The following is a 16765-nucleotide window of genomic DNA, read 5'->3' on the forward strand; positions in this document are numbered from 1 at the left end:
GTTAGCGCCCCTTCAGCTTTACGGATTCATTGTAAAAGTTCATGACTGCTGAAATAGATAGTGAAATCAGCAGATATGTTGCCATCAAAAGCAACATGCACTCCATCTCACGGCCTGTCTGGTTCAGTGTAATACCGCCCAGAGTGCCAGTCAGATCCATGTAACCAACCGCAATCGCCAAGGATGAGTTCTTGGTGATGTTCAGGTAGTTGGAGATCATTGGTGGAATGATAATGCGCAAGGACTGCGGCAGCACAACAAGACTCATGGTCCGTTTAGGACGAAGGCCAAGAGCATATGCAGCTTCCGTCTGCCCTTTACTGATCGCCATGATGCCTGCGCGAACAATTTCCGCAACAAAAGCTGCAGAGTAGATGGAAAGCGCAAACCACAGAGCGATAAGCGGAGTACCAACTTTAAGGCCGCCCTTCAGGTTGAAGCGTCCGGCAACAGGGTAATCAAGGCCAATCGGCATACCAGAAGCGAAGTAAGCCAAAACGGCTGGTACAATCAAAATACCAAGCGTGATGTAGCCTACAGGCAGGATCTGACCAGTCACTTCCTGACGCTGACGCGCCCAACGACGGAATACAAAAATGCCACCGATGGAAGCGAGCAAAACTGCAACAACAATCTGGTAGCCACCATCGAAGGTCAGTCCAGGAACATAGAAACCACGGTTTGTTGCATAAACCGCCCCTTCAATAACTGGTGCTTTGACAGCCTGCTTGGGGGTTGGAAACACATGAATGAAGACAGCGTACCATGCCAGGATCTGCAGCAGCAGCGGCACGTTACGAACGCCTTCAATGTAAACCGCCATCAAGCGGGAGACGACCCAGTTATTGGAGAGACGCAGAACACCGACAAAAACGCCGATGAGTGTTGCAGTCACGCACGCCAGGAAGGCAACCAGCAATGTGTTGAGCAAGCCAACAAGTGCCGCTTTCCAGTGACCTGAAGCGGATGTATATTCTACCAGCATCTGACCAATGTCATAGCCTGCTGGTTCAAATAAGAAACCGAAATTGAAATCTTTGCCAAGTGCTTCGAGGTTCTCGACAGCATTGCCGATGAGCATCATCACAACAGACAGAGCAACGAAAAGCGCGATAATCTGGATCGTATAAGACCTGTATCGAGCATCTCGCCACAGTTGCGAAAGCTGGAAGCTATTATCGGCTGGTACGGTTGAAGTGCTCATAAGTAGCCCGCCTTATTTATTATGCTTAGAAAAAAGGGCGCTGTCATCTTGCAACAGCGCCCCTTTTGTCAGATCTCAATCAGATCAACGGAATGGAGGTGCGTACTGCAGGCCACCTTCGGTCCATGTCGCATTCAAACCACGAGCCAGATTAACTTTGGTCTGTGTGCCCAGGTGACGCTCGAACATTTCGCCGTAGTTACCAACGGATTTGATAGCTACGAGAGCGAAGTCGTTACCCAGACCAAGGGATGCACCCATTTCACCGGAAGCACCAAGCAGACGCTTAACTTCTGGATCTTTGGTGTTAGCGGCCATGTCGTCTGCATTTGCAGCGGTGATGCCTTTTTCTTCCGCAATCTTCATTGCATTCAGAACCCAACGGCCAATGTCAGCCCACTGATCGTCGCCATGACGGACGAGCGGACCTAGAGGCTCTTTGGAGATGATTTCAGGAAGAACGATATGGTCGTCCGCGTTCTCGAATGTCGCACGGGAAGCAGCCAGACCGGAAGCATCGGTGGTGTACACGTCACAAGCGTCTGCAAGGTAGTTCTGACGACCTTCAGTGTTTGTCTCAATGGACAGCGGCTCGTAAGACATGCCTTCAGCTGAGAAGTAGTCAGACAGGTTCAGCTCTGTTGTTGTACCAGTCTGGATACAAACAGTTGCACCGTCCAGTTCTTTAGCAGAAGCAACACCAAGAGACTTCTTCACCATGAAGCCCTGACCATCGTAGTAGCTCACACCAAGGAAGGTGAACTTCAGGTCTGCATCACGGGAGAACGTCCATGTGGTGTTACGGGACAGGATATCCACTTCACCGGAAGCCAGCGCAGTAAAGCGGGTCTTACCAGTGGTTGGTGAGAAATCAACTGCATCCGGATCACCAAGAACAGCAGCAGCTACTGCACGGCAATAATCAACGTCAAAGCCCTGCCATTTGCCGTTTTCGTCGGTGTAAGAAAAGCCTGCAAGACCAGTGGAAACCGCGCAGCGCAGCTTACCGCGCTCTTTCACGTCTTCGAGAGTGCCGGCAGATGCTGCAGACAGAGCAGTCGCTGCGAACGCTGCACCCAGCGCAACTGGAAGGATCATTTTTTTCATAGAATTGGAGCCTCTTTTTCTTGTCCAATTTTAAAATTCATCACCGGAAGTAGCAGGCTGTTCTCCTCCTCTAAGAAAAACACCCAGGACAGACATGTCAGCGCATGTCCTTAAAGCCCCCCTATTGGCTTCAACCACTCCTCGCTAAGCATTCGATGATATTTCTCTAAAAACGTCAAGAGGTTTTTATTAATAAGTTAGTCTACGAGGTGCTATTCATCAACGATTGCAAAGTTTCTATGCAATTTATATCTCAACTGCACGCGCTTTAACCATTAATCAAAATTGCAAAATATAGTTCTTTATACACCAGCAAACAAATTAATCCAAACAATACTGAAATAGAGAGGAAATATTACTTAGACTACAAGCGCAATGAAAAAACTAACCTTAAAAACTGACCGCAAAATCTGAGCAATTTTCTTCAAAAATACGTATTTCACACTAACCTTTACAATCCCACTGCACAAATAATACGCAATTTTACGAAAATCCCACAAGGAAGTCTATCTTCCCTATGGGCAAATAGCGTTCAGCTATACTGGTGTATTCAGAGTGCATTTATTGCGGATAAATCGCCTAGAAATTCGGGTCCTTGCGTTTTTCCTTGTAGATAAGCCATAGATTTCGGAAATAAATGATCAATCCGAGGCCCTGTCCCGCAATAAAAACCGGATCCTTCTTGACGATAGCGTAAGTCAAAAGGAGCGATCCGCCCCCTATTGAGAAGAACCAAAAAGCCACCGGGACAATAGATCGCCCCACCCGCTCAGAGGCAATCCATTGGATCATAAAGCGCATCATGAACATGAATTGCGCGACAAATCCCCATAGAACCCAAAAATCCCACTGAGCGACGAAAACATCATAAAGCCAGCCATACAAACCCGAGAACATCAATGGTCCTCCTTAGCAGGGGACACATCCGAATCTGTCACCATCACCACCTCGGGAATGACTTTTCGACGTCGACGCAACCACCACACACCAAACAGATCAAGAACCCCAACAAGCGCCCGGTCAAAGATCCCATATTTGGAGACACCGTGCTCGCGCTCACGGTCGACCACATCCACATGAACCACCTCGTATCCTTCACGGATAACAAGGGCCGGTAAAAACCGGTGCCAGCTGTCAAAATACGGCAGTTTCAGAAACACATCACGACGCAACAACTTGAGACCGCATCCGCTGTCTCGTGTATTGTCTTTCAGGATTGCACCACGCAACTTGTTAGCCGCTTTGGAAGCGTAACGTTTGAAGAGGCTGGCTTTGCGCCCCAGTCGCTGCCCGGCAGCAAGACCAACACGCGCACCGCCCTTCTCCATCGCCTCAAGCATTTCACGATAATAGATCGGATTATTCTGCCCATCGCCGTCAATCGTGGCGATATATATGCCCCGAGCATGCAATAAGCCCGTTCGTACAGAACAACTCTGCCCACCAGACCGCTTATGATGGATCAGCCGCAAAAAGCCGTGCTCCAACGCATAGCGGCGCAAAACCTCAAGACTATCGTCAGTAGAGCCATCATCAACCACAATGGCTTCAAACCTGTAGTCCTTCAAAGCTTCCGCAATTTCATCCAGCAATGGAGGAAGATTATCTCTCTCATTCTTGGCAGGGATAACGACGCTAACGTCAATCTCATTCACACCGGCATTCTTGGTCATTCCAGTTACCCCTACCCTGAGATGGAACTCCGCTCAGGCTAAGGACAACGACCTCAATCAGCCCGGAGTGTCTCCGATTGTTTTTGTACGGGAGAAAAACTGTCAGATCGCGCTGCTCGCCAGGACCTCAAACATAAAGCCGCAGAGATACTGCTCATGATCGGTTGCACACCGCCTTTATCATCAAATGAAAACCCGATCCGCCGACGAGCCATCCAACGAGCACAGCAATAAGAAAATGCTCCACCTATGATAATGCCAGCGACAACATCACTGGGATAATGAGCTCCCACAATCACTCTGCTGGCAGCAATCCAAAGCCCCACAACCGCAAGCAGCCACCGAAGTCTGGGAGCAATCAATGCCAAAGCAACGATCAGAGCACCAGCCGTTGTCGAATGCCCGCTTGGAAGGCTCGAAAGCTTTGCCTCCCACGCGAAGAAGTCGAAATACATTGGCCCCATTTCATCAAAAAGGGTTGGTCGGGCACGCCCGATATTCCATTTCAGAACAATGGCCAGCAGCCCGCTGACAGCAACAACAAAGAACAGATAACTCCCGTATATCGTCAGATACGACACTGCCATCTTTCTACGAAACGGGAGGCGCTGCCAGCCGCCAAAAATCATTGCTAGAATCCATAGTCCCGTTGGGAACAGGATCCAGTCAGACTTGCCGACGTCTGTAATGACCTCGAAAATATCATGGTAGGCAACGGGCAGTTTCCGGGCCCAAATCGGGCTACTGTGGTCCAGAAAGACCATCGCCAGACCGCACAGCCCAATCAATAAGGCCGCAATATTTTGTGGCTTCAAAAGTGGAGGAAGAGCAGCAGCGGCAACAGAGCTCCGCGCTCTTCGGTTTTTCAAAATTGCAGAGATTTGTCCAACATGCCGTCTCGCATTATTGCCAGCAACCCGTATGGCATCAATCAGACGTTCACCAATTGATGGAGTGGAACCTTCTTCCCGCGGAGCATCTTCCTTGTAGCTTTGCTCACAAGACGCAGCACTTATGGCGTCCTTTTTGAAAGGCTGCACTTCGCGTGGTTTATCTTTTGTTTGATCCACGTCCTGAACTGGACGCTCTAAGGTATCTATGGAGCCGTCATCAATCATCACGTCGCCCCGCCCGCAGAAAAAATGTGTATCAGCAATGCTTTACCGCCATTGATATTCAGGCCAGATACAATTGATACGTCCGAAGTCTTCATCCCCAACCGAAGAGCTTCCGCATCAAACCGATCCAGCTGCCGTCCTTCCACCAGCACGACTCTGCAGGTCCCCTTAGGCACTCCGGCTTTCTGGCTTCCGTCCGCCAAAAAACGCGCTGCAGCTTCTGCGCCAAGTAATTTTGTTTGCGTGCCCTGCAAAAAAACAAAGCTGGGCTCATAAAAACCTGCTGTTGCAACGTCTTTCCGCTCACATCCCGGGAGCTGCTCAATAGCTTCCACGAGGCGACTGGAAATCCAGATCGTCGACAATGCTGGACCAGAAAATGCCCAGAAGCCGACAAACATCAGCAAAGCCGAAGCCCCCACCGTCGGCAATGCTCCAACAAGCTCTCCGCCAATCAGTTTACGAGTGGCTGATAACGCGGCAATGACAGCCAACCCACACAGCACAACACCGGGAGGGGACGGCCACAGATCAAGCAGCAAAGGCCCAACAACAACAGCAATCAAAATGCCCAGCGGCACCAACAGGAATAAAAACGCCGAGGCATATCGCCAACAAACGCTGGCCTGCTTTGCTCTGCCAGTCGTCAACACACCTGCTGCCAACAGCGCTAGTACTGGCATCATCGGCAGTGTGTAGTGTGGCAGCTTCGTTGAAGCCAATTCAAATATGACCCACGACGGGATCAACCAACACAACAAGAATCTATAACAATATTTATTCAATTCTTGCCCATTTCTCTTAAAAGCCGCAAGGAGAAAAGAGGGGATTGGCCAGAAAATAACGAAACTGATTAACAGGTGCGTGAGTGGTGGAGCACCGTGAGCCTCTCGCCCGGTTCCCACTTTCCCCCAAAGGTCACCGCCCAGCGCATCCCGGAAGAACGCTCCCTTTGTTTCAATGTAAATGGCAATAAGCCATGGGGAGACCAATGCAAGAAACAGCAGAAATCCGACGATTGGAGCGAGTCCTCTCAACCACGAGATCCGTCTTTCCCAAAGAACCAACGACAGGATGGTTAGGCCGCATACCATAAGAATGATCGGCCCCTTGATAAGGGTGCCCAGCGCCAACCCAACCCAAAAGAGCACGGCAGAAGCCCAAAGCGCTTTGCTTTGTTGCGCTATCCATACTCGAGCCAGCGCCCCTTGAGACAACATCACACATGCCAGAAGCGCTGCATCCGTTTTAGCCAAATGTGCTTCAACATTTAAAATGAGAGCTAATGCAACAAGCAGCGCACCTAAAAAGGCCTCCTGCTCCCGAAAAAATGCTCGCCCAGTCCAGTACGTCAGCAACACAGCTGCAATTGCGCCAATCACAGAAGGGAGACGATAGACCCAAATGGGCGCATGCTCTCCATATCCCAACAGTTTGGCAGCACCCACTTGTGCCCAGTAAATTCCGATCGGTTTTTTGTTTCGTGCCAGCTCTTGATAGTGAATGGAAACGTAGTTGCCTGTCTCCATCATCTGTTTGGAAGCCTGAGCAAACCTCGGCTCGTCACGATCAAGCGGGGGAACCGACGTCAACCCCGGCAGGTACAAGCACAGACACAAAAGCAAAAGAATGATCGGGACCAACCAGTCGTGCGCCACCAGACGAAGCCAAATAGCCTGTTGATCAGACTTCTCAACCTCATCCTCACTCAAAGACATTGCAAGATTCATTTGCGCAGACATAATCGCCTTGAGGCCCTCCACACTCCCAAAAAACATGGTCCGAGAGACTGCCGCCCCCTGAGAACAATACGCAGCCGATCATCTGGAACACATTCCCCAAAACTCCCCACTCAAATGCATGGTGGGCCTAAATCCATAAGCAGCACCCTCCCCTGGAAAGCTGAAGAGCACCTGAGTTGCCCCTTCCAATTGTGTCTTCAGCATTTGACAATCTGTGAGGTTTCTAAAACTCATGGCTTGTCTTCACTCTTCTTTGAATTCACCTGAAAATCCGAAGGAGAGAAGTATGAGGGAAATGTACTTTTGTCAACTTTATTGACAATAAATACTTTTAAATGATGTATTTCAATATGTTACAATTAAGCAACCAACTCTATATCGCTCTATACTGGTATTCACATGATTGCTCATTGCTCCGCACGACCAGCAATCGAAGAGCCAAAGCCACTCCTTTTAAGGACAATCAAAATAAAGAAACAGCTTGGGAATTACGTGGATTACTCGCGAGCAGTACAGTTTCGGCCAAATTTCATGCCTAAGATGAAATGAACTAATCGGGCATTTCGGGATTACACACGTGCGTTTGGAATTAAGGGCAACTGCTGCCTTGCTGCTGGCAGGAACACTTGCTGGCTGCGCTGGCTTGGGCATAGAGACATCAAAGAATGTTGAGCTGTCTCAGATCGCGATCAACAAGAATGAAGCATTACACCAGACTAATGCGTGGCGTGCGACGCATTCCCTGCCACCAATCAAGCTGGATCCGCACCTCAGCGAAGTCTCACAGGATATGGCTGATCACATCGCCCGCCTGGATTCGCTCAAAACCAGACGTCACTCCTCCTCCAGCCTCATCAGTCGCACCCAGACTAACGGATATAAATCCTTTGCAGGCGCAGAAAATCTGGGCGCAGGCTACGCGAACATTTCGGCTGCAATGACGGGTTGGAAAACCTCTCCCGATCACAACAAAAACCTGCTCAACAAGAACGTCACCCATATGGGCATTGCCCGCACCAACCGAGCAGACGGCACCTACCGGAATTTCTGGGTCATGACTCTCGCTGCCCCTCAAAAGCCAGTGACAGCAACAGGTTTCACCACAGTCTCACTGCCCTTCCCGGTCCAGTAACTTCCCTTGCGTCGAGAATTGATTAGGGGAATTTTCGCCCCGCTTCCTTTACGCAGTTGCAAATAGCACCCATATTCACATCTCCAACGCGCATTCCCATGATGAGGCCTTGCCTCCTTGAGGGAATACGCGTCCATCAATTGATTGAAAACAGTCTGGCTCTCCCCTTAAGCAGATCTGAGCCCAGTCTGAATTTTTAATTTCATCGGAGATTTAATATGAGCGAGACCGCAAAGGTTCTTCTGCAAGATTGGAAAACCCCGTTCGGACTTCCACCGTTTGCACAGATCAAGCCAGAAGACTTCGAGGGTGCATTTGAAGAGGCCTTTAAGGCAGGCGAAAACAACATCACTCGCATTGCTCAAAATCCTGAAGAACCAACCTTTAAAAACACCATTGCAGCATTGGAACTGGCCGAAGATGCTCTGGAGCAGGTTGCAAGCGTGTTCTTCAATCTATCTTCGGCAGATACCAACGAGACCTTGCAACAAGTCGAGCGCAATGTTTCACCAAAACTGGCAGCCTACAGCACTAAGAAGTACCTGAACCCTGCTCTCTTCAAACGCATTGAAACGCTGATGGCGAAGAAGGACACGCTGGACCTGACATCTGAACAGGATCGTGTGTTGGAGCGTTACTACGCCATCTTCCATCGCGCTGGTGCTGGTCTGGACTCCAGTGGCAAAACCCGTATCGCAGAAATCAACGAGCGTCTTGCAACTCTGGGCACCAGCTTTGCGCAAAATGTTCTGGCTGACGAAGCTTCCTACAAACTCGTTTTGGAAAACGAGAGCGATCTGGAAGGCTTGCCGGAGTTCCTTGTAAAAGCTGCGAGTGCTGCAGCTGAAGAACGTGGGGAACCGGGCAAATACGCCATTACCCTCTCCCGCTCCTCCATTGAGCCGTTCCTGCAGTTCTCCAAACGTCGCGACCTGCGCGAAGAAGCCTTCAATGCCTGGGCAAGCCGTGGTGACAATCCGGGAGAAACCAACAACTCAGTAATCGTCCGCGAAACCGTGCAGCTCCGCAATGAGAAAGCCAAACTCCTCGGCTTCGAAAACTTTGCAGCATTCAAGCTGGATGACGTCATGGCAAAAAACACAGGCGCAGTGGATGATCTGCTCTCCAATGTCTGGGGACCAGCCAAGGCACGAGCACTGGAAGAAGCCGCTGACCTGCAAGACATGGCCCAATCTGAGGGCGACAACATTGAGATCGCTCCGTGGGACTGGCGTTACTATTCAGAGAAGGTCCGCAGCGCTAAGCATGATCTGGATGAAGCTGAGATCAAGCCGTATTTCCAGCTGGATCAAATGATCGAAGCGGCCTTTTACACCGCAACCCGTTTGTTTGGCCTCACCTTCAAAGAGCAGAAGGGGCAAGACGTCTACCATCCGGATGTGCGTGTCTTTGAGGTCTTTGACAAAAACGGTGACCATCTCGGCATCTTCATCGGCGACTACTTCGCCCGCGCTTCAAAGCGCTCCGGTGCATGGATGAGCGCCTTCCGCTCACAGCAGAAGCTGAAGGGTGATGTTCGCCCAATCATCGTCAATGTGATGAACTTCTCAAAAGCACCAGAGGGTGAGCCAACCCTGTTGACCTTTGATGATGCCCGCACCCTGTTCCACGAATTTGGTCACGGCCTCCATGGCCTCATGTCCAACGTGACACACCCACTTGTTTCCGGCACCAGCGTGGCACGGGACTTTGTGGAACTGCCATCCCAGCTCTTTGAGCATTGGCTGGATCAACCGGAAATCTTGAAAAAGTATGCCCGCCACTACCAGAGCGGCGAAGTCATTCCAGAAGAGCTTTTGGAGCGTCTGCTAGCAGCAACCAACTTCAACCAAGGCTTTGCAACGGTTGAGTATCTCGCAACTGCTCTGGTCGATATGGCAATCCATAAAGAAGATAAGCTCGACGATCTAGATCCGGCTCAGATGGAAAAGAAGATCCTCAACGGCATCGGAATGCCAAAAGAGATCATCATGCGTCACCGCATTCCGCACCTCCTGCACGCCTTTGCCGGAGACGGATATTCTGCGGGTTACTACAGCTACCTCTGGTCAGAAGTGATGGATGCTGACGCATTTGAAGCTTTTGAAGAAACTGACGATGCATTTGACGCTGACACAGCAGCCAAACTGGAAAAGTTCATCTACGCAGCGGGCGGATCTCAGGATCCGGCAAAAGCCTATATGGATTTCCGCGGTAAACTGCCATCCATTGAGCCGCTTCTTAAAGGTCGCGGGCTAGTCAACTAAACTTCAGACACCTAAGTCAGACATCAAAGAGGGCGGACCATGTGGTTCGCCCTTTATTATGAGAACTTAAAGGGAGAAGGCTAGCCTCTCATCATCCGGTTGAGACCACTTAAGAATACAAACAACCAGCCCAGGATCATCAGCATGCCACCCGTCGGGGCAGCAAAGTCAAAGAGCTTCTCACCAACGAACAATCGTTGAGCCAGATCACCACAGAACAAACCAACACCGGCAAACAGCAACAGCATGGCAAATGCAATGCCTTTGGAGCCCGTAATCCCGTGTGCAACGCCCAGTCCGACAAAAGCGGCGGCATGCATCATCGTGATTTGAGAGATAATACCCAGATACTGGTTATCGACCGCGTGCGAACTGGCCGCCGAAGTCAAAATGGCAATAACACCGCAAAACCCGCCAAGCGCCAATCCAAGACCAAGGCCCTGACCAAGTCTGATCCGTGGCTGGTCAACAGGCACCGCTTCACTTGCACTATCCGGCATGGCTGCTCCTTAAATCCCTATTCCAAATAACATACTGCGTGAAACACAGACACGCATCAACTGCATATAGGATAGCCAGCAAAAATTACAAAACCCTCAGCAACACACCACCATGATTGATAGCTGATAAGAACATGCACTCCGCTGCAGTCCCTCAACACCTGGACCTGCGACAAACAATAGGCTCTCTCCTCGACCAGAGAGAAGGCTGCAAAGATTGACTCTTTACAGCCTGCATCACTTATTTCGCAGCATCCGCTAGATTGCTAAACGGGTCAGCCACCAGCGGCTTCAAGATTGTTAGCGTAGACCCATCCGGGTCAAAGTCCTTGAAGCTCACAGAGTTGAAGTTCATCGCATTGAGCTTCCGTACATAATAAACAGCACCATTCAGATCTGCCATAACAGACCATTGCGTGTAGTCTGGGTTGTCATCTTGCTGAGAGCTCGCAGACTGGGCCGCATCCGGCGCTTCCGGTTGGGCAAAGCCTTTCGGAATGTCGAAGTTGTTCAGAATATGCCCAGCGACATTGAGGTTCTCTTTTGCAGTTTCATGTTCCTCAGCTGTCGTCACAAACGCCGTCACGCGCACAAAACGCGATGGCGGCGTTACATCTCCCGGCACGCCCAGCATACCTGATCCTTGCCCCAGTGGTTGCAACTCACCTTCTGGAAACTTCTTTCCAGCCGAGTTTATAGGCGTCAGGTTCACGTAATTGCGCAGATTGGTTAAGTGCCAATCAAACTGTGGCGAGTTGGTCATCACACCAAGCTCATTATCGTAGATCTTCAAGCCATCATCGACGGGCTCGATCACAATGGATTTTCCGGAACGATCATGAATAGTGAAATGCAGCGGAGGCACTTCGCCAAGCGGAGCAAAATCAACATCGACCAGCTTGATCGACTTAACGGCTTCTTTCACCTCTTCAACTGTCTCAAACTGCGATAGGACCCAAACGAGAAAATCAATCGGTGCAACTTCATCATCTGCGCCACTCGCCTTCACGTCAGAATACTCTGCAAAGCCAGGGAAGTAGAGAGCACCAGCTGCAAGACCAGCTTCATTTACACCATCAACAATCGCGGTCTCATGCTTCATTGCATTCATACCGATCACAGCAAACTTACTTTTCCACTTTGCCCCTTCCCATTGTGTATCCCCGTTAAGCTCTCCAGAACTCGTGAGCTCATAATTGCGCGGGATAAGAGAAACAGTGGACTCTGTTTCAAAGCCAAACTCCATAGTCCTCCCATACACACGTCCGTCATCTTTGGCCGTGACAACAAAGCTCGTGCAAGCAGATGCACCAGCAATTGGTGCTATCAAGAGGGTGGTCGAGCATAATCCAGTCAGCACAACGCGCTGCATTTTTGAAAATAGTGATGGCATGCTAAGCTCCTTTTAGCTTTTTGCATGCGTATCGTTTCTGGAGATCTCCAAGAAATGCATAACGTTTGCATTCGATTACTCCGAAGCTTAGTAAGTGCTTTATGCTGTTGTTTTAATTAGAAATATTTAGAGTTCAGTTGGAGAAATCGATGCACAAAGCTCTGAGCATTTCAAACTTGGTTGATGTCCCTCACTTCCTTGAGCCAGCTGCAAAAGGCATGTGGCTGGAGTGGTGGGAAGAAGAAGGTCATCCGATTGAAGATGTTTATGTGGAACTGCGCACGAGCCTCAGCGAGGAAACCATTCCAACAACATTGATCGCCCACGACCAGACCGGGTTCCTTGGTATGGTCATGCTGGTGCGCTCAGATATGAGCAAACGCCCGCAATACACGCCATGGCTGGCGTCCCTATGGGTCGCTCCCGAGCATCAGGGAAAAGGTATCGGCTCCCGGCTGACGAAGGAGTTGGAGACACTCGCCTCGAACGAGGGCACACCGCACCTCTATCTCTTCGCAAAACTCAGCCTGCGCGGGTTTTATGAAGGTTTGGGCTGGCTGTGCATTGAAGACGATGTGAATGGAGTAGATATTTTCCGCAAGCAATTAAGCTGAAACAGCAGGCCGCTTCATCAGCACCTTATGCAGTCCAGGCCCATAGCCATCCGTCTCAACGGACTCAGCGAAAAACCCCATTCTCTCATAGAAGGGACGTGTATGCTGCGAGGTATCTATGTAAACTGCCTGATCCGGATAGTCTTCGGCAATACACGCAAGCCGGAATTGCACGAGCGTTCTGCCAATTCCCTGACTGTGTAGTTCACGGCGCACCATTCCCCAAGTCAGCCCAACCCCTTTAGCGTTTAGGCAATACCCGCCAGCAGCAACAATCAGCCCATCTCGCTCAACGACAAAGTACGGATCATCAAGCCTTTCCAGGTCCTGGCTGTATTCTTCCAGCTCAGTCTCCATGAAATACTTGGGAACGTTTCCCTTAAAGATCTCAAGGCATGCATCGTAATCAGCTGTTTGATACCTGCGAAAGTTCATCACACAGTCCTTGGTGGTCTTGGTTCTAAAACATATCGCATGACAGGCAGTTTTCGCCCTTCAGGAAGAAGTGGACGTGATCCAGTCTCTCTTCACTCAGAAAACTCTTTGGCATCAGGTCTCAAGCAAATCATTGCAGGTTTCGCCTGCAAACTAACAGCAGTAATCTACGATTAGGTAGTAGTTCGGATTGATCCATTTTAGCTCGGTGCGCACATCGTCGCTTTTTAATCTCGCTGTATGATACGCAGACTGAATAGCTGCCTCATCTCCATTTTCAGAGAAAAGCAGCTGTAGGTCCGTGCTGCTGGAGTAAAGTCCGGTATTACCCCAACTCACAGTTTCAACTGTCCCATATCCCTTAGTCCCAGAAAAGTCAGGAGGGTCAAGAGCAAGCCTTACATTGCTCATTAAAACAAACATGACGGGCGAAAATACTGGCTGCAGCATGAATGCAGCAACTATCAAAGGACCAACCCAAAACCGGCATGTCTTAAAGCCGAAGTATAAAACGGTGGGGATCGCAACCGCGAGCAGACCCGGCAACGAGTATCCGTAATTAACTCTGTACCCTATCAGCGAAACCACGAATGCAAGTGCAAACAAGCATCCGCTATACCTCAAAAGCCATGGTTTCCAACTTTGAACTCCAAGCTTAAGCTCCATATTGTCCTCTGGTTGGGTCTGCCACATCAATAATGCGTATGGACGGTTTCGCCTGCCCCTGCCACGTATCAACACTCAAACTACCAGCAATATGGAGGGGTTTGCCACGTGCTTGTAAGAGCGCCTTTCCATGAGGTTGGTCTTCCGCTTTAAAAGCAATCGCCTTCAGGTTTGTTCCCTCATTACCGCCAAGTGTCACACTCACATGCCCTTGCCCAACCACCTTTGAAAACTTGATCGGCACAGATGGCAAGGCAAAAACAGGTTCTGCGTGCGAGGCCCCATAAGGCCCTGCCTGTTCCAGTATATCCAGCAGGCTCAGATTCGCGCCGGCAGGTGTCAGCACACCATCAATGGTGAGTTCATGATCAGCAGAGGCCTGCTCCACATCTTCACTCAGTTGCTCTGTCAGGAAAGCCTCAAACTCAGGCACTTTTTCTTTTTCAATGGTAAGCCCTGCCGCCATTGCATGCCCTCCGCCTTTGACCAGCAAACCCGCCTCAACAGCTGCACGAACCGCAGAGCCCAGATCAACACCAATGATCGAACGACCTGAGCCAGTACCCAAACCTTTTTCATTAAACGCCATAGCAAAAGCAGGCCGGCGGTAACGCTCCTTCAACCGCGAGGCGATCAATCCAACGACACCCGGATGCCAGCCGTCTGCTCCTGTCAAAAGCACGGCAGGAGGAACAGTGACCTCCATTTTCTGGAACGCCTGCCCCTCGCCTTCTTCCAGCATCACAGCTTCCATGGCCTGACGTTCCTGGTTGAGCCGTTCCAGCGTCGCTGCAATACGCTCCCCCTCCGCCCGATCATCAGAGGAAAGCAGTTTCATGCCAAGAGCTGAATCGCCAATTCGCCCGCCCGCATTGATGCGCGGCCCAAGCATGTAGCCCAGATGGTACGGGGTCGGCTTCCCGCTTAAGCGCGAGATGTCTGCAAGGCACGACAGCCCGACATTCTCACGCCGCGCCATCACTTTAAGCCCCTGCACCACATAGGCGCGATTCAACCCCTTAAGCGGTACCACATCACAAATCGTTCCAAGTGCAACAAGATCTAGTAAATCCATAAGGCGCGGCTCTGCACGCTGAGCAAACGCTCCCCGGCGACGCAACTCACGGTTCAGCCCCACAAGAAACAGGAAGGTGACGCCCACAGCGGCCAGATGACCTTGTCCAGACAAGTCATCCTGCCGGTTGGCATTCACCAGCGCATGAACCTCCGGAAAGCTCTCATCCACCTGATGGTGATCCAGAACCACCACTTCCAGTCCGATCCGCTTGGCTTCCTCAAAGGCTTCAAACGACGTGGAACCACAGTCTACTGTGACTAGCAACCGTGCCCCACCTGCATGAAGCTGGTTGATCGCCGTTGGATTTGGCCCATAACCATCAATGATGCGATCCGGGATATAAACATCCGGCTCCGCTCCAAGCTGCATCAAGTAGCGCTTGAGCAAAGCAGAGGACGTTGCACCATCAACATCGTAATCCCCGAAGATCGCAATCTTAACGCCCGCCTGCAACGCATCTGCAACGCGTGCGCAGGCCTTATCCATACCCACTAGTTTGGAAGGATCTGGCATCAGGTCTTTAAGGGAAGGATTTAAGAACCCGGAAGCCTCTTCCAGTGCCACATTGCGCCCGGCAAGCACACGGCCAACCACTTCAGGCAGATCGGTTCTTTGAGCAATGGCCAGTGCTTGTGAGAGCCCCTGATCATCAAGCCGTTCACGCCACATACGTGCACTCAAAGACTTTTTTACACCAAGAACGACACGCCGTTCGGCATTGGTTGCATCCAACGTCATAACCATAGAAAGAAACTGCCCGGATTCTCGTATAAAAGCAAAAGGGGCGAGTGTTCAACACACCCGCCCACTCTATTTATCTAGCTTGAAGGAAGCGCTAAATCAATCCAGATGGAATTTTTCCAACTGGGTATGCTTCGCTTCAATGAAACGAACAGTACCGGTCGTGGAGCGCATCACAACAGTGTGGGTGGTGATGTTATCACGGCCCAGCTTCACACCCTTCAGGAAGTTACCAGTTGTCACACCGGTCGCAGCAAACAGAACGTCTCCGCCAGCCATTTCTTCCATGGTGTATTTGCGATTGATATCGTCAATACCCATGCGGCCTGCGCGTTCAACCTGCTCTTCACGAGTGATCACCAGACGGCCCTGCATCTGACCACCAATACAGCGCAGAGCTGCAGCAGCCAAAACGCCCTCAGGCGCACCACCAATACCAACATAAAGATCGATACCGGTCTCTTCAGGATCAGTGGTGTAAATGATGCCAGCGACATCACCATCACCAATCAGGAAGATGGAAGCACCGGTCGCACGGATGTCGTCAATCAGCTTAGCGTGACGCGGACGGTCCAGCACACAGACGGTTACGTCTTTCACTTCACAGCCTTTTGCTTTCGCAACAGCTGCAAGGTTTTCCTGAATTGGGCGATCCAGATCGATGGTACCCTCAGGATACCCCGGACCAATCGCGATCTTATCCATGTAGCTGTCAGGTGCGTTCAGCAAGCCGCCTTCTGGTGCCAGCGCGATAACAGCAATGGAGTTTGGCATGTTCTTCGCACAGATCGTGGTACCTTCCAGCGGATCAAGTGCGATATCAACCTTTGGCCCGTCTTTGGTGCCAACCTTTTCGCCAATGTAGAGCATTGGCGCTTCATCACGTTCCCCTTCACCAATCACGACAGTACCGTCGATTGGCAGCTGGTTCAGTTCGCGGCGCATTGCGTCCACAGCAGCCTGATCAGCTGCCTTTTCATCGCCCCGTCCACGAAGACGTGCTGCAGATACAGCAGCACGTTCCGTAACGCGTGCAAGTTCCAGTGTCAGAATACGGTCAAGAACGTCAGTTGCGTCCTGATGACTATCCGCCAT

Annotated in this window: 15 protein-coding genes; 3 read left to right on the forward strand and 12 right to left on the reverse strand. The window is 50.7% G+C overall.

The genetic code is table 11. From position 1 onward, the window contains the following. Nucleotide 1: 1 nt before the first annotated feature. The 6 genes from PsW64_RS25025 to PsW64_RS25050 all read right to left on the reverse strand — a co-directional run bounded on the left by PsW64_RS25025 (nt 2) and on the right by PsW64_RS25050 (nt 6844). Nucleotides 2–1204 (reverse strand): amino acid ABC transporter permease, encoded by a 1203-nt coding sequence (locus PsW64_RS25025; RefSeq protein ID WP_063305382.1) that lies wholly within the window; start codon nt 1202–1204, stop codon nt 2–4. An 84-nt stretch (nt 1205–1288) separates the two neighbouring features. Then, complete coding sequence (locus tag PsW64_RS25030) at nt 1289–2311, reverse strand: amino acid ABC transporter substrate-binding protein (RefSeq protein ID WP_063289169.1); 1023 nt, start codon at nt 2309–2311, stop codon at nt 1289–1291. Between the two features lie 579 nt (nt 2312–2890). Further along, complete coding sequence (locus PsW64_RS25035) at nt 2891–3208, reverse strand: lipid-A-disaccharide synthase N-terminal domain-containing protein (protein ID WP_063305383.1); 318 nt, start codon at nt 3206–3208, stop codon at nt 2891–2893. Next, nucleotides 3208–3984 (reverse strand): glycosyltransferase family 2 protein, encoded by a 777-nt coding sequence (locus PsW64_RS25040; protein WP_082831216.1) that lies wholly within the window; start codon nt 3982–3984, stop codon nt 3208–3210. The genes PsW64_RS25035 and PsW64_RS25040 overlap by 1 nt, the downstream gene beginning before the upstream one ends. Nucleotides 3985–4037: 53 nt before the next feature. After that, the gene (locus PsW64_RS25045) at nt 4038–5102 is read right to left on the reverse strand and encodes a phosphatase PAP2 family protein (RefSeq protein WP_063305384.1); all 1065 of its coding nucleotides are present in this window, start codon (nt 5100–5102) and stop codon (nt 4038–4040) included. Then, nucleotides 5102–6844 (reverse strand): ArnT family glycosyltransferase, encoded by a 1743-nt coding sequence (locus PsW64_RS25050; RefSeq protein WP_208981013.1) that lies wholly within the window; start codon nt 6842–6844, stop codon nt 5102–5104. Before PsW64_RS25050 ends, PsW64_RS25045 begins: the two co-directional genes overlap by 1 nt. A gap of 577 nt (nt 6845–7421) precedes the next feature. On the opposite strand from PsW64_RS25050, the gene PsW64_RS25055 reads away from it, so the two are divergent. Further along, on the forward strand, nt 7422–7976 hold the full coding sequence (locus PsW64_RS25055; RefSeq protein WP_208981014.1) for a CAP domain-containing protein: 555 nt from the start codon (nt 7422–7424) through the stop codon (nt 7974–7976). Between the two features lie 218 nt (nt 7977–8194). Next, nucleotides 8195–10243, forward strand: a complete 2049-nt coding sequence (locus PsW64_RS25060; protein WP_063305385.1) for a M3 family metallopeptidase — start codon at nt 8195–8197, stop codon at nt 10241–10243. An 80-nt stretch (nt 10244–10323) separates the two neighbouring features. On the opposite strand, the gene PsW64_RS25065 is transcribed toward PsW64_RS25060, so the two are convergent. Both PsW64_RS25065 and PsW64_RS25070 read right to left on the reverse strand, forming a co-directional pair. After that, nucleotides 10324–10743 (reverse strand): DUF423 domain-containing protein, encoded by a 420-nt coding sequence (locus PsW64_RS25065; RefSeq protein ID WP_057464405.1) that lies wholly within the window; start codon nt 10741–10743, stop codon nt 10324–10326. Between the two features lie 241 nt (nt 10744–10984). Further along, on the reverse strand, nt 10985–12136 hold the full coding sequence (locus tag PsW64_RS25070) for a choloylglycine hydrolase family protein (protein WP_082831217.1): 1152 nt from the start codon (nt 12134–12136) through the stop codon (nt 10985–10987). Nucleotides 12137–12285: 149 nt separating this feature from the next. Between PsW64_RS25070 and PsW64_RS25075 the strand changes: the two genes are divergently transcribed. Further along, on the forward strand, nt 12286–12750 hold the full coding sequence (locus PsW64_RS25075) for a GNAT family N-acetyltransferase (RefSeq protein ID WP_063305387.1): 465 nt from the start codon (nt 12286–12288) through the stop codon (nt 12748–12750). On the opposite strand, the gene PsW64_RS25080 is transcribed toward PsW64_RS25075, so the two are convergent. From PsW64_RS25080 to glpX, 4 genes are all read right to left on the reverse strand, one after another. Next, nucleotides 12742–13185, reverse strand: a complete 444-nt coding sequence (locus PsW64_RS25080) for a GNAT family N-acetyltransferase (protein WP_063305388.1) — start codon at nt 13183–13185, stop codon at nt 12742–12744. The genes PsW64_RS25075 and PsW64_RS25080 overlap by 9 nt on opposite strands. A 153-nt stretch (nt 13186–13338) precedes the next feature. Next, nucleotides 13339–13851 (reverse strand): hypothetical protein, encoded by a 513-nt coding sequence (locus PsW64_RS25085; protein WP_063305389.1) that lies wholly within the window; start codon nt 13849–13851, stop codon nt 13339–13341. Then, the gene (gene recJ / locus PsW64_RS25090; RefSeq protein ID WP_082831218.1) at nt 13841–15673 is read right to left on the reverse strand and encodes a single-stranded-DNA-specific exonuclease RecJ; all 1833 of its coding nucleotides are present in this window, start codon (nt 15671–15673) and stop codon (nt 13841–13843) included. The genes PsW64_RS25085 and recJ overlap by 11 nt, the downstream gene beginning before the upstream one ends. Before the next feature lie 96 nt (nt 15674–15769). Further along, on the reverse strand, nt 15770–16765 hold the full coding sequence (gene glpX, locus PsW64_RS25095; RefSeq protein ID WP_063289178.1) for a class II fructose-bisphosphatase: 996 nt from the start codon (nt 16763–16765) through the stop codon (nt 15770–15772).

The sequence above is a fragment of the Pseudovibrio sp. W64 genome, assembly GCF_001623145.1.
Lineage (GTDB): Bacteria > Pseudomonadota > Alphaproteobacteria > Rhizobiales > Stappiaceae > Pseudovibrio.

What these genes read in the sequence shown, in the direction of transcription:
- PsW64_RS25025 (WP_063305382.1), bottom strand. Translation starts at nt 1,204, where the DNA reads ATGAGCACTTCAACCGTACCAGCCGATAATAGCTTCCAGCTTTCGCAA.
- PsW64_RS25030 (WP_063289169.1), bottom strand. Translation starts at nt 2,311, where the DNA reads ATGAAAAAAATGATCCTTCCAGTTGCGCTGGGTGCAGCGTTCGCAGCG.
- PsW64_RS25035 (WP_063305383.1), bottom strand. Translation starts at nt 3,208, where the DNA reads ATGTTCTCGGGTTTGTATGGCTGGCTTTATGATGTTTTCGTCGCTCAG.
- PsW64_RS25040 (WP_082831216.1), bottom strand. Translation starts at nt 3,984, where the DNA reads ATGACCAAGAATGCCGGTGTGAATGAGATTGACGTTAGCGTCGTTATC.
- PsW64_RS25045 (WP_063305384.1), bottom strand. Translation starts at nt 5,102, where the DNA reads ATGATTGATGACGGCTCCATAGATACCTTAGAGCGTCCAGTTCAGGAC.
- PsW64_RS25050 (WP_208981013.1), bottom strand. Translation starts at nt 6,844, where the DNA reads ATGTCTGCGCAAATGAATCTTGCAATGTCTTTGAGTGAGGATGAGGTT.
- PsW64_RS25060 (WP_063305385.1), top strand. Translation starts at nt 8,195, where the DNA reads ATGAGCGAGACCGCAAAGGTTCTTCTGCAAGATTGGAAAACCCCGTTC.
- PsW64_RS25065 (WP_057464405.1), bottom strand. Translation starts at nt 10,743, where the DNA reads ATGCCGGATAGTGCAAGTGAAGCGGTGCCTGTTGACCAGCCACGGATC.
- PsW64_RS25070 (WP_082831217.1), bottom strand. Translation starts at nt 12,136, where the DNA reads ATGCCATCACTATTTTCAAAAATGCAGCGCGTTGTGCTGACTGGATTA.
- PsW64_RS25075 (WP_063305387.1), top strand. Translation starts at nt 12,286, where the DNA reads ATGCACAAAGCTCTGAGCATTTCAAACTTGGTTGATGTCCCTCACTTC.
- PsW64_RS25080 (WP_063305388.1), bottom strand. Translation starts at nt 13,185, where the DNA reads ATGAACTTTCGCAGGTATCAAACAGCTGATTACGATGCATGCCTTGAG.
- PsW64_RS25085 (WP_063305389.1), bottom strand. Translation starts at nt 13,851, where the DNA reads ATGGAGCTTAAGCTTGGAGTTCAAAGTTGGAAACCATGGCTTTTGAGG.
- recJ (WP_082831218.1), bottom strand. Translation starts at nt 15,673, where the DNA reads ATGGTTATGACGTTGGATGCAACCAATGCCGAACGGCGTGTCGTTCTT.
- glpX (WP_063289178.1), bottom strand. Translation starts at nt 16,765, where the DNA reads ATGGCGGATAGTCATCAGGACGCAACTGACGTTCTTGACCGTATTCTG.